Genomic DNA, 13,319 nt, shown 5'->3' with positions numbered 1-13,319 from the left:
GAATTCGCCTCCGTGGTAACGTTACTCCGGTAATGTTTCTGGTACGCGAAGGTGGCGGAATTGGTAGACGCGCTAGCTTCAGGTGTTAGTGTCCTTACGGACGTGAGGGTTCAAGTCCCTCTCTTCGCACCAAATAACCACATGATTTATATTGCACTCAGCATCGATGCGAAGGTGGCGGAATTGGTAGACGCGCTAGCTTCAGGTGTTAGTGTTCTTACGGACGTGAGGGTTCAAGTCCCTCTCTTCGCACCAAGCTGGCGACGTAATATAAATCAAAGCAACAACATCGACTGTGCGAAGGTGGCGGAATTGGTAGACGCGCTAGCTTCAGGTGTTAGTGTCCTTACGGACGTGAGGGTTCAAGTCCCTCTCTTCGCACCAATTGATGATCTCTCCGGTAGTTCCTTCGAAAAAATCCCAACGCATTGATGATAAACACGCCTAAGCGTGGTTTTGCCGTTTCCGGCGTTTACGCGAAGCTGAAGTTGAGGCTGATTGCCGCCAGGCCGCCCGCCAGCGCCATGCAGGAAGGCAGCAGCAGATAGTGACGCAGCCGGCTGTTGAACAGCATCACCAGCGTCGCCAGCATCGCTATCACAATCAGGGTGCGCAGCTGCATCATATTCAGATCGATCAAGGCCAGCAGCGGCATCAGCGCGCACGGCAGCAAAACGCCCCAGGCGCTGGCCAGGCGATCGCCGAGGCACCAGCTGACGCCCCACAGTCCACACGCGGCAATCATGGCGGTGAGCATGATAACCCCCTTTAAGTGATAATGATAACCAATATCATATAACACTTTTTTGGCCGCCGCATCATTTTCACTGCGGTGACCAAACCCAGATGACACCAGCATGAAAAAATGATAATTTGACATAAGAAAATTCCTAGTCCTGTTTGCATGATAATAATCACAATCATCAACCATGCAACTTCCGTGGATATTTCGCGCCGAGGGAATGCTTCTCAACCTTAATTATTCGACAGAACGACTTTGCAAAGAGTGACCTCCGTATGAACGCCCGTTCTTATCAGGAATTACTGAACAGCAAGCAGCGCCTGGCATTATTTCTTTTTCTGGTGATGAATGCCGCCTCTTCCGTATTTACGTTATTGTTCCCTTTTAGGGATACGCCCTCATTTACCCTACCTTTATTATGTATACCGCTATTTTGTCTGGCGGCGGCGCTATTCTCCCTGCAAACGCCGCGGAAATACCTGTGCAAACTCAACCTGTTCGCCAGCGTGCTCGGCCTGCTGTGGGCCGCCCATATTTACGTTAAAAGTCAATATTGCCTACCGAATAACCAAGATTTTTTATTAATTAGTTTGTTCAGCATCTTTTTTATCAGCGCTATTTCTCTGACGGATAACTTTACCGCCTTTTGTTTACACGCCGTGCCTTCCGCAATGGTGATCCTGGCTTTAGACGGTATGCATAATACCCTGCGGATATTATTCACCACGCTATTACCTATTATCGCTTTCTCCATCCACCACCTGATGTTGAAACGCAGTGAAATCTTTACCCACGCGCTGGTGGCCAACCTGTATAACGAACGGGACAAATTCAATAATTTAAGCATGCTCGATCCCCTGACCGGTCTTTATAACCGCCGCGGGCTGGAGAATAAGATCAACATGCTGCTGGAACCGCAAACCGGCCGCCACTACGTGCTGCTGCTGGATATCGACCACTTCAAGGTCTACAACGACAGCTACGGCCACGCGATGGGCGACCGGGCGCTGGTGCAGGTGGCGATCGCCATCCGCGATGCGGTACGTTCGCGCGACATCGTGGTGCGCTACGGCGGGGAAGAGTTTTTGGTGCTGCTGACCAACGTGCACGAAGGCTACGCGGCGCAGCTGGCCGAACGGGTGCGCCAACGGGTGGCGGAACTGAACATCCCACACGGCGCCAGCCCGCAGCACAGCGGCACGCTGACGCTCAGCGCCGGCATCTCCGCGCTGGAAAAGCTGGACGTCGAATCGGCGATCGGCGCGGCCGACGCCGCGCTCTATCTGGCGAAGCACAGCGGCCGCAACAATATCCAGCTGGCGCAAAACGTCCAGCCCGCCCTGCTGCAGCCGCAGGAGTAACAGGTTCGCTAATCGACTTCCCAAATCGCCCTGCCTTGCCAACGCCGTTCGATCGCCGCCAGAAACAGTTTCACCTTGGGGGAGAGATGGCGTCGGCTGGGGTAGACGGCGCAGATCGGCGGCCCCGGGCGACAATAGCGCTCCAGCACCGGCACCAGCGTGCCGGCCGCAATCTGCTCGCCGACCAGAAACGCTCCCACTTGGCACAGGCCGGCTCCGGCGACGGCCGCATCCCGCAAGGCTTCGACGTTGTTGAAACGCATCCGGCCACGCACCGGCTGTTCGTACAGTTGGCCGTTGACCAAATAGCGCCAGGGCGCCGGCAGCCCCTGATGGCTGAAGACCAGCGTCTCGTGCTCGCCCAACGCTTCCAGTTTTGCAGGCGTACCGTGCCGCGCCAGATAATCCGGCGCCGCGCAGGTGATCAGGCGATGCGGCGCGAGCACCCGCCGCACCAGCCGGCTATCGTCGCTGCCGCCGACGCGGACAGCCACGTCGATGCCGTCGCGCACCAGATCGCTGTACTCATCGGAGAAGCTGACGTCGGCGTCCATCTCCGGCCACTGCGCCAAAAACTCCCGCAGAATCGGCAGGATATGCAATCGCCCCAACGAGACCGGCAGATCCAGCCGCAGCCGCCCGCGCGGCGTTTGCCGCCGCGTATTCAGCGCCGTTTCCGCCTCTTCGGCCTGCGACAGGATGCGCTGCGCATACTCGTAAAACACCGCGCCGTCTTCGGTCAGGCTGACGCTGCGCGTGGTGCGCTGCAGCAGCCGGGTGGCCAATCGTTCCTCCAATCGGTTCACGCATTTGCCCGCCGCCGATCGGGAAATGCCCAGTCTCTCGGCTGCCAGCGTGAAGCTGCGGGCGTCGGCGACGCGAATGAACACCAGCAGGTCGGTCAGGTTATCCAACGGCATAGACGGTAAATTAGCCACGATTTATCCCCAATGTTGCGCATTCAGGCCAGTTTATCAGCCATTTTGGCGCGGATACACTGAGGCTCTTCATCTGTTGGGAGAGTCATTATGAGTGCCTTACACGCCGGCGGCGGCGCAAAACCCTGGCTGGCGACTTTCGCTATCGCCCTGTCCACCTTTACCGTCGTCACGGCAGAAATGCTGCCCGTCGGGCTGCTGACTCCGATCGTCAGCACCTTGAACGCATCGATAGGCCGCGCCGGGCTGCTGATTTCCCTGCCCGCCCTGTTTGCCGCGCTGTTCGCCCCGCTGGTGGTGCTGGGTGCCCGGCGCACGGATCGCCGCAGCCTGCTGATCGCCTTTCTGCTGCTGCTGATCGCCGCCAACCTGCTGGCCGCCGCCGCCACCTCCCTGGCGCTGCTGTTCGCTGCTCGCATCCTGCTGGGCTTTTGCATCGGCGGCATCTGGGCCATCGCGGGTGGGTTGGCGGAACGTCTGGTGCCGCCGGCCTCCGTCGGATTGGCGCTGTCCGTCATCTTCGGCGGCGTAGCGGCAGCCTCGGTGTTCGGCGTGCCGCTCGGGGTGTTCCTCGGCGAAGCGCTGGGCTGGCGCATGGCGTTTCTGGCCGTCGCCATCCTGGCGGCGCTGACCCTGCTCCTGCTGCTGTGCGTGCTGCCGCCGCTACCGGTCACGCAGGCGGTGAGCTGGCGCTTATTCACCGCGCAGCGCGCGAATCGCCGGCTGCTCCTCGGGCTGCTGCTGACGTTTCTGCTGGTCGCCGGCCACTTTATGGCTTACACCTTTGTCCGCCCGCTGCTGCAGACGGTCGCCGGCATCGAGGGCCGCTGGGTGGGGCCGCTGCTGTTCGCCTACGGCGCCGCCGGTATCGTCGGGAATTTCATCGCCGGCCAGGCCGCCGCCAAACGGCTGCGCCGCACCCTGGCGCTGATCGCCCTCGGGCTGGCGCTCGCCGTCCTGCTGCTGCCGCTGCTGGGCCACGCGCCGCTGAGCGGCGGCGCCTTCCTCCTGCTGTGGGGCATCGCCTACGGCGGCGTTTCCGTTTCGCTGATGGCATGGATGCTCAAGGCGGCCCCCGACGCGGCCGAGGTCGCCTCTTCACTGTATATCGCGCTGTTTAATCTGGCGATTTCCTGCGGTTCACTGGCGGGCGGGCTGGTGGTGGATGCAGGGGGATTGACGCTAAACGGCGTGCTGTCCGGCATCGTGCTGCTGCTGGCGTTGGCGATCCTGATGCGAACCCGCCCACAGGCGCTGACAACGGCGGCGAAGGCCGATTCGCCGCCGGGTTGAATCAGGCGCGGCGCTGCCGCAGGCCGTAAACCAGCACCACCGCGAAGCACAGCAGCGGCAGCAGATAAGAGAGTGCGGTGCTGTAACGGTCAGCCAGCGCCCCCATAAAGTACGGCATGATGGCGCCGCCGACGATCGCCATGATCATAAAGGAGCTGGCGCGCTTGGTGTGTTTACCCAGGTTTTTCACCCCCAGGGCGAAAATCGTCGGGAACATGATCGACATAAAGAAGAATACCGCGATCAGCGCCACCACCGACGCGCCGTCAACGCTCAGCATCACCACGCCGCACAGCGCGATGTTGATCAGCGCATAGGCCGCCAACAGCGTCGCCGGCTTGACTCGCCCCATCAACCAGGTGCTGAAGAAACGCCCGACCATAAAGCAGATCATGGCGATCGACAGCAGGTAAGAGGCGCTCTGGTTAGACACCTCGCGCCAGTGCTCGGTGGCATAGTTGATGAAGAACGCCCCTACGCCCACCTGCGCCGCCACGTAGAAGAACTGCGTGATGACCCCGCCGACGAAATGCGGATGCTGCCACAATCCCTGCGCTATCACCCCGTGCACCGGTTTTTCCTCTTCGCGGATCGCCGGCAGCCGGGTGCGGCTAAACAACAGCGCGATCAGCAGCACCAGCACGGCGATCGCCACATAGGTCATCTTCACCGCGCTCTGATCGCCGCCGCCGGCGGACTGGCTGGCGGAGAAGAACAGCGTGCCGCCGATCAACGGGCCGATAAACTGCCCGAGGCCGTTGAACGACTGGGCCAGGTTGAGCCGCCGTTCGGCGCCCTGCGCGTCGCCCAGCACCGTGGCGTACGGGTTGGCGGCCGTTTCCAGGCAGCCCAAACCGCTGGCGATAACGAACAGCGCGAACAGGAACACGCCGAAGCTGTTGGCCGACGCCGCCGGCACGAACAGCAGCGCCCCCAGCGCATACAGACACAGCCCGACCAGAATGCCCGCCTTATAGCCCTTGCGGTCCATAAAGTATCCGGCGGGCAGCGCCACCAGGAAATAGGCGCCGAAATAGGCCGCCTGCAACAGCCCCGACTGCGCCTTGGTAACGTGCAACGTCTCCTGAAAATGTTTGTTCAATACGTCCAGCAGGCCATAGGACAGCCCCCACATGAAGAACAGGCTGGTGACCAGGATAAAGGCCCAGCGCAGATTGGCGGTCACGGCGACGCCCGGCTGCGCGGAGGCCGCACTTTTTTCAGCAAGCATAGTGATACCCTCGTATCGTCTGGCGATGATGATGTTGGCGTTATTGCTGTTGCAGAGAAAATATCCGCGCCATTTCCACCCATTTTTCGCCCTGCGGCGTCCAGGGGGTGGTGGCCTGGTAGTGCCACATCAGCGCTTCCCATCGCTGTACTTCGGGGTTGTTCAGGCTGGCGGCGTCAAAACGCGCGGCGTCGAAATCGGCGCTGACCTCCACGATCATGAACAGCCGGGTGCCCAACCGGTAAATCTCCATGTCCAGAATGCCGTGCTCGCGCAAATGCGCGGCGATGCCCGGCCAGATGCGCTGATGATGCTGCTGGTACTCCGCAATCAGCGCCGGTGAGTCAATCAGATCGAGCGCCTGGCAGAAACGGCGCCGCCCTGCCGCCGCGCCGCTCACGTCAGCGCCCGATCGAGATGCAGGTAGCCGCCGTCCACCGACAGCCATTGCCCGGTGGTATGCGACGACCGCGACGACAACAGGAACGCCACGGTGTCGGCGATCTCCTGCGGCGTGGTCATGCGCTGCCCGAGCGGAATGCGCGCGGTGATTTTCGCCATCTGCCGCTGCGGCTCGGCGAAGGTGTTGAGCCAGCGCTGGTACTGCGGGGTGATCACCTCCGCCGGCACCACCGCGTTCACCCGCACCCCGTCATGGCGCAGCGACACCGCCCATTCGCGCGTCAGCGCCAGCACCGCGCCCTTGGCGGCGGTGTAGCCGCTGGTGCCGCCCTGGCCGCTGAGCGCGGTCTTGGAGGCGATATTGACGATGGCGCCCCGGCTCTCCTGCAGCGCCGCCTGGCACAGGTGCGCCATCAGGTAGTAGTGCACCAGGTTCTTTTCCAGCGAGCCGACGAACGCTTCGCGCCCTGCCTCCAGCCCGACGCCGTCGTTGACCCCGGCGTTATTCACCAGCCCGTCGATACGGCCGAAGGCCGCCAGCGTCTGGCTGACCGCGCGGCGGCAGGCCGCCTCGTCGCACAGTTCGGTGAGGATCACCTCGGTGCGCGGCTGCAGCCGCTGCAAATCGGCCAGCAGCGCCGCCTCCGGCGCGGCGTTGGTGACCAGCACCGGGATCGCCCCTTCTTCGGCCAGCACATGAGCAATCGCCGCGCCGATGCCGGCACCGCCGCCGGTGACCAGCACCACCTTATCTTGCAGATACAGATCCATAACCAGACTCCGTTAAACCGTAAATTCGCCAGGCGGTGTCGCCCCAAATCGCCGCCTGCTCGGCGGCCCCCAGCGTCGACAGCGCCCGTTCGCACAGTTGCACCACCTGGCGGTAGTCGCCGGCCAGCAGGCACACCGGCCAGTCGGAGCCGAACATCAGCCGCTGCGGGCCGAACGCCTCCAGCGCGGCGTCGAAGAACGGCAGCAGTTCTTCCGCCCGCCACCGGCCACCCGGCGCCTCGGTGATCAGCCCCGACAATTTGCAGGCCACGTGCGGCAGCGCCGCCAGCGGCCGGATTTGCTGCGCCCAGTGCCGCGCGCCGCGCGCGATGTCCGGCTTGCCGAAATGATCCAACACCAGCCAGTGCTCATCGTGGCGGGTGGCGAACACCGCCGCGGCCGCCAGATGCCGGTGCGTCACCAGGATCTCGTACACATACCCGGCGCGCTGCAGCGTTTGCATGCCGCGTTCCACCTCCGGCCGCGCCAGCCAGGCCGCCGGATCCGCTTCGTCCTGTACCTGATGGCGCACCCCGCGCAGCGCGCTGTAAGGCCGCAAGGCCTCCAGACGCTGCGCCAGCTGGGGCGCGGCGATGTCCAGCCAGCCCACCACGCCGCATATGCCCTCGCCCTGCTCAGCCAGCGCCAGCAGGGCCAGCGTCTCTTCCTCGCTGGGGCGCGCCTGCACCGCCAGCGCGCCGTCGAACCCCTGTTCCTGCAACAGCGGCCGCAGCCGGGGCGGATCGAAATCCTGCCGCAGCACGCTCATCCGCTCGTCGATCCACAGGTAGTGCTGGGGGTGATAGCGCCAGTAGTGCTGGTGAGCGTCGATGCGCGGCATACGATCCTCCCCCCTCACCCGCGGAACCGATACTGCGCGATCGACGATGGATGCATCTCGATCGAATAGCCGGGACGGCTCGGCGGCATGTAGGCCGCGCCTTTGATCACGCAGGGATCGACAAAGTGTTCATGCAAATGATCGACATACTCGATCACCCGGCCTTCGTGGGTGCCGGCAATGCACAGGTAGTCGATCATCGACAGGTGCTGCACGTACTCGCACAGCCCGACGCCGCCGGCGTGCGGGCAGACCGGCAGCTGGTATTTGGCCGCCATCAGCATCACCGCCAGCACTTCGTTGACGCCGCCGAGACGGCAGGCGTCGATCTGTACCACGTCTACCGCGCCGTGCATGATGAACTGCTTGAACATGATTCGGTTCTGGCACATCTCACCGGTGGCCACCTTGACCGGCGCCACCCCTTCGCGGATGCGGCGGTGCCCTTCCACGTCGTCCGGGCTGGTCGGCTCTTCGATAAACCAGGGTTTGGCGAACGCCAGGTGTTTCACCCACGGAATGGCTTCGTCCACCTCCCACACCTGGTTGGCGTCGATCATCAGCCGGCGATCCGGGCCGATCACCTCGCGGGCGATGCGCACCCGGCGGATGTCGTCTTCCAGATCGCGCCCGACCTTCAGCTTCAGGTAGGAGAAACCGGCGTCGACCGCTTCTTGGCACAGGCGGCGCAGCTTGTCGTCCGGGTAGCCCAGCCAGCCGGCGGAGGTGGTGTAACAGGGATACCCCTCCTGCAGCAGCCGCGCCAGGCGCTGCTCTTTGCCCTCGGCCCGCTGTTTCAGCAGCGCCAGCGCTTCCTGCGGCGTGATGCAGTCGGTGATGTAACGGAAGTCGATGCAGCGCACCAGCTCCTCCGGCGTCATCTCCGCCACCAGCCGCCACACCGGCTTGCCGACCGATTTGGCCCACAGATCCCACACCGCGTTGACCACCGCGCCGGTCGCCAGGTGAATGGCCCCCTTGTCCGGCCCGATCCAGCGCAGCTGGCTGTCGCTGGTGAAGCGCCGCCAGAAGGCGCCCATGTCGGCGGCGATATCCTCCAGCCGCTCGCCGACAATCTGATGCTCCAGCGCGCGGATCGCCGCGCAGCAGATCTCGTTGCCGCGGCCGATGGTGAACGTCAGCCCGTGGCCGCTGAGATCCGCGCGATCGGTCTCCAGGATCACGTAGGCGGCGGAATAGTCGGGATCCGGATTCATGGCGTCGGATCCGTCCAGCCCCAGCGACGTGGGGAAACGAATGTCTTCAACCCGCAGTGCGGTAATGGTGGTCATGGCGGCGCTCCCGGTTAGGCCTGTACGGTTTGCTGGCACTGTTCGCCCAGCCCTTCGATGCCCAGACGCATCGTCTGGCCCGCCCGCAGATAGATAGGCTGCGGTTTCTGCCCCATGCCGACGCCCGGCGGCGTGCCGGTGGAAATCACATCGCCCGGCTGCAGGCTCATGAAACGGCTGAGGTAGCTGACGATCTGCGGAATGCGGAAGATCATGGTGCTGGTGTTGCCATCCTGATAGCGCTTACCGTCCACCTCCAGCCACAGGTTCAGGCTGTGCGGATCGGCGATCTCGTCGGCGGTCACCAGCCAGGGGCCGATCGGCCCGAAGGTGTCGCAGCCTTTGCCCTTGTCCCAGGTGCCGCCGCGCTCAATTTGATATTCGCGTTCTGATACGTCGTTGATCACGCAGTAGCCGGCGACGTGGCGCATCGCGTCTGCTTCGCTGATGTAGCGCCCGCCCTGGCCGATCACCACGCCCAGCTCCACTTCCCAGTCGGTTTTCTGCGAGCCGCGCGGGATCTCCACCCGATCGTGGGGGCCGATCACCGCGCTGGTCCATTTGTTGAATACCACCGGTTCCTCAGGAATGGCCGCACCAGTTTCTGCCGCGTGATCGGCATAGTTCAGGCCAATGCAGATAAACTTGCCGATGCCACCGACGCAAGCGCCGAGGCGCGGCTGCCCTTCGACCAGCGGCAGCGTGGCGCTGTCCAGCGCACGCAGTTTGGCGAGCGACGCCGGCAATAACGCGGCGCCCCCCACGTCGGCGATATGCTGCGACAAATCGCGCAGGCGGCCTTGCGCATCCAACATGCCGGGGCGCTCTTGCCCGGGTTGCCCGTAACGTAAAAGTTTCATGCCTTCCTCTCTCAAAAATGGCGGCTCAGTTGCTCCAGCCGCCGTCGATGATCTGCACCGTGCCGGTGGTGTATGAACTGGCGTCAGAGGCCAGATACAGCGCCAATTGGGCGATTTCCTCGGTGGTGCCGATGCGCCCGATCGGCTGACGGGCGACGAACGCCTGATACACCTCTTGCTCGCTGCGCCCCTGCTCGCGCGCCTGCTCGGCAATACGCTGGCGCAGCGACGGCGACTCCACCGTGCCGGGGCAGATGGCGTTGCAGCGGATGCCCTGCGTGACGTAGTCCGCCGCCACCGAGCGCGTCAGGCCGATCACCGCCGCCTTGCTGGCGCTGTAAGCGAAGCGGTTCGGCACCCCTTTCACGCTCGAGGCCACCGAGGACATGTTGATGATCGAGCCTTTGCCGCGCGCCAACATGCCCGGCAGGAAAGCGCGGATCATGCGAAACATCGCGGTGACGTTGAGATCGAGCGCGAACGCCCACTGATCTTCGGTGCAATCGAGGATCGATCCGCTGTGCACCACGCCGGCGCAGTTGAACAGCACGTCGATCGGGCCGATCGCTTCCGCCGCCGCCGCGATGGCGGCCGGATCGGTGACGTTTAGCGTCAGCGCGCGGATCCCGGCAGAGCCCTGCAGGCGCTCGAGGTTGATGTCGCTGGCGATCACTTCAGCGCCGGCGGCGGCGAACAGCCTGGCGGTGGTAAAACCGATCCCTTGCCCGGCGGCGGTGATCAGTACGCGTTTCCCGGTTAAATCCATCTTGACTCCTCGGCCTAAAGGTCTAATGGTCAGGCCACTAAAGGCGGTTAAAGGTCAGGCCTCTAACATGACAAAAGACGCTTTACGCGTTATCGTTGGGGGAAGAAGTTAATAAAACAGCCTTGAAACCGCATTTCAATTAACCATTTTTTTACACTTGAATAACGATTACTCAAGCGCCTTGTCGCATAATTGTGCGCCAAATCACTGAACGCCGAATCGTCAAAGGTCAAAAATGCCGATTACCCGACTGGAAAACCCAAGAATTTACAGACAGATAGCTGACCAGCTCAAACGTCTTATCGAAAATAACGAATTTCCGCCGGGCAGCCGCCTGCCCTCGGAGCGGGATCTCGCCCAGCAGTTGCAGGTCAGCCGCGCGTCGGTGCGCGAGGCGCTTATCGCGCTGGAAGTGATCGGCCTGGTGGACGTCAAGGTCGGTAACGGGGTGATCGTGCGCTCGCCAACGCCGCTGGCGCCGTCGCAGGAGCCGGTGATGACCCAGGCCGGCCGCAACCAGTGGGCGGAGATCGACGACGAACTGAACATCGAGCTGGATTTCAACGCCGAGCTGCCGCCGTTTTCTCTGCTGCAAACCCGTCTGCTGATCGAACCGGAGACCGCCGCGCTGGCCGCGCGCCACGCCACCGACGAAGAGCTGGCGGGCATCCGCGCCGCCTACGAGCAGAACTGCCGCGATAACCGCGCCGGTTCCGCCACCCACCCCGGCGATCGGCTGTTCCACATCCGCATCGCCCAGGCCAGCGGCAACCCGGCCTATGCGTTCATCATCGGCCACCTGCTCGGCCACCGTTACGGCAGCATGTTCCGCGTGCTGCAACGCCACTATACGCCGGACGACATGCCGCACCGTTCCGAACTGGAACACCGGGCGATCCTGGCGGCGATCGAAGCGCGCGACGTGCGCGGCGCCCGCAAGGCGATGAAGGCGCACCTCGATGAAGTGATCGCCATTTTCGCCCGCGCGCAGTAGCTCGCCGGCGGTGAAAAAATTTTATCGCCACCGCTCTTTTTTCTACATGCAGCCGGGGTCCGGGCGCATTACACTGGGCGACGGATAAGCCCTTTCCCCGCTGCATTGTTAAATGGATAACGACCGTTGAAGAACTCTGTCTCCGCTTTATTGCTGGCGCTGGGCCTGTGCGCCGCGCCGCTGGCCGTGCAGGCCGCGCCTCCGCAGCTGGCTTCGCAAATCGTCGACCAGTATGCCGAACATATTTTCTACAACAGCGGCGCCACCGGCATGGCGCTGGTGGTGATCGACGGCAATCAGGTGGTTAACCGCAGCTTTGGCGATACCAAACCCGGCAACAACCTGCGCCCGCGCCCGGATTCGCTGATCCGCATCGCTTCGATCACCAAGCTGATGACCAGCGAAGTGATGGTGAAAATGGCGGCGGCAGGCCAGGTCAAACTGACCGACCCGCTGCGCAAGTACGCCCCCAAAGGCGCCTATGTGCCGGCTTACAACGCCGGGCAGCCGATCACCCTGCTGAACCTGGCGACGCACACCAGCTCGCTGCCGCGCGAGCAGCCGGGCAAGAAGCCGCCGAAAACGCCGGTGTTCACCTGGCCGACCAAGGCTCAGCGCTGGCAGTGGCTGGCCCATGCCAACGTCACGGTACCGCCGGGCGTACGCGCCGCCTACTCCAACCTGGCGTATGACCTGCTGGCCGATGCGCTGTCGCGCGCCGCGGGCAAGCCTTACAACGCGCTGCTGAAAGAGAAAATCACCGCGCCGCTCGGCATGGTCGACACCACGCTGACGCCGAGCCCCGAGCAGTGCTCGCGCCTGATGGTGGCGGCGGCCGGCCCGAGCGCCTGCCGCGACACCACCGCCGCGGCCGGCAGCGGCGGCGTCTACTCCACCCCGCGCGACATGCAGCGCTGGATGCAACAATTCCTCTCCTCCAGCGCCAGCGGTCCGCGCAAAGCCACCGCCGCCAGCGAGCAAACCATGTACTTCCAGCGTCACGATCTGGTGTCGCTGAAGGGCATGGACGTGCCGGGGCAAGCGGATGCGCTGGGGTTGGGTTGGGTGTATATGGCGCCGAAGGACGGGCTGCCGGGCATCATTCAGAAGACCGGCGGCGGCGGCGGGTTCATTACCTACATGGCGATGATCCCGGCGAAAAACGTCGGGGTGTTCGTGGTGGTGACCCGCTCGGAGCTGAGCAAATTCACCAACATGAGCGATCCGGTCAACCGCCTGGTGAGCGATCTGGCGGCTAACAAGAGTTGAAACGCGGGGCGCAGCAGGCTGCGCCCCAACGCCTCAGGCCGGCACCGCCATCGGGTGGATCACCGAATGGAAATTGCGCTTGAAGTAGATCAGCCCGTTGCCGGCTTCACTCAGCGCGATCTGCTTGATCTGCACCAGGTACATCTGGTGGGTGCCGATGCTCTGGATCTGCTCGATCTCCCCTTCCAGGCTGGCCAGGGTATTGCGCAGCACCGGCTGCCCCAGCGCACCGAGCTGCCACTCTTCCAGCCGGAAACGATCTTCCATGCTGACGCCGGTCATGCCGGCGAAGTGGCGCGCCATCAGCTCCTGCTCGTGGTTGAGCACGTTGACGCACAGCCTGCGGTTTTCCTGAAACACCGGGTTCATCGCGCTGTTACGGTTGATGCACACCAGCAGCGTCGGCGGCGTATCGGTTACCGAGCACACCGCCGTGGCGGTGATGCCGCAGCGCCCCGCCGGGCCGTCGGTGGTGACGATATTCACCGCCGCCGACAGGCTGGCCATGGCGTCGCGAAAGCGCAGGCGCTGTTCATTTTCCTGAGACATACCACCTCCT

The 13,319-nt window shown here is 63.2% G+C and carries 14 protein-coding genes and 3 tRNA genes; 7 read left to right on the top strand and 10 right to left on the bottom strand.

Annotated elements, in window-relative coordinates; all coding sequences use genetic code 11:
* The first annotated feature begins 45 nt into the window (after positions 1-45).
* The 3 genes from ACJ8QI_RS15955 (at position 46) to ACJ8QI_RS15945 (ending at position 384) form a co-directional block, all read left to right on the top strand.
* Positions 46-132 (top strand) — tRNA-Leu (locus ACJ8QI_RS15955).
* Positions 133-168: 36 nt separating this feature from the next.
* A tRNA-Leu gene (locus ACJ8QI_RS15950) sits at positions 169-255 on the top strand.
* Positions 256-297: 42 nt separating this feature from the next.
* Positions 298-384, top strand: a tRNA-Leu gene (locus ACJ8QI_RS15945).
* Between the two features lie 88 nt (positions 385-472).
* Here ACJ8QI_RS15945 and ACJ8QI_RS15940 read toward each other — a convergent pair.
* The gene (locus ACJ8QI_RS15940; RefSeq protein WP_048233751.1) at positions 473-757 is read right to left on the bottom strand and encodes a DUF1435 domain-containing protein; all 285 of its coding nucleotides are present in this window, start codon (positions 755-757) and stop codon (positions 473-475) included.
* A gap of 260 nt (positions 758-1,017) precedes the next feature.
* On the opposite strand from ACJ8QI_RS15940, the gene ACJ8QI_RS15935 reads away from it, so the two are divergent.
* Entirely contained in the window at positions 1,018-2,103 is a 1,086-nt protein-coding gene (locus ACJ8QI_RS15935; protein ID WP_060440803.1) for a GGDEF domain-containing protein, read from the top strand.
* 8 nt (positions 2,104-2,111) lie between these two features.
* Here ACJ8QI_RS15935 and ACJ8QI_RS15930 read toward each other — a convergent pair whose 3' ends face one another.
* Positions 2,112-3,023 carry a LysR family transcriptional regulator gene (locus ACJ8QI_RS15930; protein ID WP_336843791.1) on the bottom strand — a complete coding sequence of 304 codons (912 nt, stop codon included), beginning with the start codon at positions 3,021-3,023 and terminating at the stop codon, positions 2,112-2,114.
* 108 nt (positions 3,024-3,131) lie between these two features.
* Here ACJ8QI_RS15930 and ACJ8QI_RS15925 point away from each other — a divergent pair, with 108 nt between their 5' ends.
* Positions 3,132-4,334, top strand: coding sequence for an MFS transporter (locus ACJ8QI_RS15925; RefSeq protein WP_442532803.1), 1,203 nt, complete (start codon positions 3,132-3,134; stop codon positions 4,332-4,334).
* 1 nt (position 4,335) lies between these two features.
* Here the strand turns inward: ACJ8QI_RS15925 and fucP are convergent, their stop codons facing one another.
* From fucP to ACJ8QI_RS15890, 7 genes are read right to left on the bottom strand one after another with little or no spacing between them, the layout of a single operon-like run.
* Positions 4,336-5,565, bottom strand: coding sequence for an L-fucose:H+ symporter permease (gene fucP / locus ACJ8QI_RS15920; protein ID WP_442532802.1), 1,230 nt, complete (start codon positions 5,563-5,565; stop codon positions 4,336-4,338).
* A 40-nt stretch (positions 5,566-5,605) separates the two neighbouring features.
* Entirely contained in the window at positions 5,606-5,965 is a 360-nt protein-coding gene (locus tag ACJ8QI_RS15915; protein WP_025305196.1) for an L-rhamnose mutarotase, read from the bottom strand.
* Positions 5,962-6,738, bottom strand: a complete 777-nt coding sequence (locus tag ACJ8QI_RS15910) for an SDR family oxidoreductase (protein WP_033636997.1) — start codon at positions 6,736-6,738, stop codon at positions 5,962-5,964. The genes ACJ8QI_RS15915 and ACJ8QI_RS15910 overlap by 4 nt, the downstream gene beginning before the upstream one ends.
* The gene (locus ACJ8QI_RS15905) at positions 6,716-7,579 is read right to left on the bottom strand and encodes an amidohydrolase family protein (RefSeq protein WP_442532801.1); all 864 of its coding nucleotides are present in this window, start codon (positions 7,577-7,579) and stop codon (positions 6,716-6,718) included. The genes ACJ8QI_RS15910 and ACJ8QI_RS15905 overlap by 23 nt, the downstream gene beginning before the upstream one ends.
* 14 nt (positions 7,580-7,593) lie before the next feature.
* Complete coding sequence (locus ACJ8QI_RS15900; RefSeq protein ID WP_442532800.1) at positions 7,594-8,871, bottom strand: L-fuconate dehydratase; 1,278 nt, start codon at positions 8,869-8,871, stop codon at positions 7,594-7,596.
* Positions 8,872-8,885: 14 nt separating this feature from the next.
* A complete protein-coding gene (locus tag ACJ8QI_RS15895) occupies positions 8,886-9,731 on the bottom strand; it encodes a fumarylacetoacetate hydrolase family protein (RefSeq protein WP_342890138.1) in 846 nt (281 codons plus the stop codon).
* Between the two features lie 25 nt (positions 9,732-9,756).
* Positions 9,757-10,497, bottom strand: a complete 741-nt coding sequence (locus ACJ8QI_RS15890; RefSeq protein ID WP_102985482.1) for an SDR family oxidoreductase — start codon at positions 10,495-10,497, stop codon at positions 9,757-9,759.
* A gap of 235 nt (positions 10,498-10,732) precedes the next feature.
* On the opposite strand from ACJ8QI_RS15890, the gene ACJ8QI_RS15885 reads away from it, so the two are divergent.
* Together ACJ8QI_RS15885 and ampH are read left to right on the top strand one after the other, a co-directional pair.
* Entirely contained in the window at positions 10,733-11,491 is a 759-nt protein-coding gene (locus ACJ8QI_RS15885) for a FadR/GntR family transcriptional regulator (protein WP_060422250.1), read from the top strand.
* Between the two features lie 126 nt (positions 11,492-11,617).
* Positions 11,618-12,760: a D-alanyl-D-alanine-carboxypeptidase/endopeptidase AmpH gene (ampH, locus tag ACJ8QI_RS15880; RefSeq protein ID WP_060422247.1), complete on the top strand. Its 1,143-nt coding sequence runs from the start codon at positions 11,618-11,620 to the stop codon at positions 12,758-12,760.
* Between the two features lie 33 nt (positions 12,761-12,793).
* Here ampH and hpaC read toward each other — a convergent pair whose 3' ends face one another.
* Complete coding sequence (gene hpaC, locus ACJ8QI_RS15875) at positions 12,794-13,309, bottom strand: 4-hydroxyphenylacetate 3-monooxygenase, reductase component (protein WP_033636989.1); 516 nt, start codon at positions 13,307-13,309, stop codon at positions 12,794-12,796.
* Positions 13,310-13,319: the final 10 nt, after the last annotated feature.

The sequence above is a fragment of the Serratia sp. CY84636 genome, assembly GCF_052166245.1.
GTDB classification, from domain to species: Bacteria; Pseudomonadota; Gammaproteobacteria; order Enterobacterales; family Enterobacteriaceae; genus Serratia; species Serratia nevei.
Note: the sequence above shows the minus strand (reverse complement) of the source record. Positions and strands in the feature narration are given on the sequence as shown.

Bases quoted from the DNA above. Each gene is read 5' to 3' on its own strand.
- ACJ8QI_RS15905 (WP_442532801.1), bottom strand. From the start codon at position 7,579: ATGCCGCGCATCGACGCTCACCAGCACTACTGGCGCTATCACCCCCAG.
- ACJ8QI_RS15885 (WP_060422250.1), top strand. From the start codon at position 10,733: ATGCCGATTACCCGACTGGAAAACCCAAGAATTTACAGACAGATAGCT.
- ACJ8QI_RS15940 (WP_048233751.1), bottom strand. From the start codon at position 757: ATGCTCACCGCCATGATTGCCGCGTGTGGACTGTGGGGCGTCAGCTGG.
- ACJ8QI_RS15895 (WP_342890138.1), bottom strand. From the start codon at position 9,731: ATGAAACTTTTACGTTACGGGCAACCCGGGCAAGAGCGCCCCGGCATG.
- hpaC (WP_033636989.1), bottom strand. From the start codon at position 13,309: ATGTCTCAGGAAAATGAACAGCGCCTGCGCTTTCGCGACGCCATGGCC.
- ACJ8QI_RS15925 (WP_442532803.1), top strand. From the start codon at position 3,132: ATGAGTGCCTTACACGCCGGCGGCGGCGCAAAACCCTGGCTGGCGACT.
- ACJ8QI_RS15900 (WP_442532800.1), bottom strand. From the start codon at position 8,871: ATGACCACCATTACCGCACTGCGGGTTGAAGACATTCGTTTCCCCACG.
- fucP (WP_442532802.1), bottom strand. From the start codon at position 5,565: ATGCTTGCTGAAAAAAGTGCGGCCTCCGCGCAGCCGGGCGTCGCCGTG.
- ACJ8QI_RS15930 (WP_336843791.1), bottom strand. From the start codon at position 3,023: ATGCCGTTGGATAACCTGACCGACCTGCTGGTGTTCATTCGCGTCGCC.
- ACJ8QI_RS15910 (WP_033636997.1), bottom strand. From the start codon at position 6,738: ATGGATCTGTATCTGCAAGATAAGGTGGTGCTGGTCACCGGCGGCGGT.
- ACJ8QI_RS15935 (WP_060440803.1), top strand. From the start codon at position 1,018: ATGAACGCCCGTTCTTATCAGGAATTACTGAACAGCAAGCAGCGCCTG.
- ACJ8QI_RS15890 (WP_102985482.1), bottom strand. From the start codon at position 10,497: ATGGATTTAACCGGGAAACGCGTACTGATCACCGCCGCCGGGCAAGGG.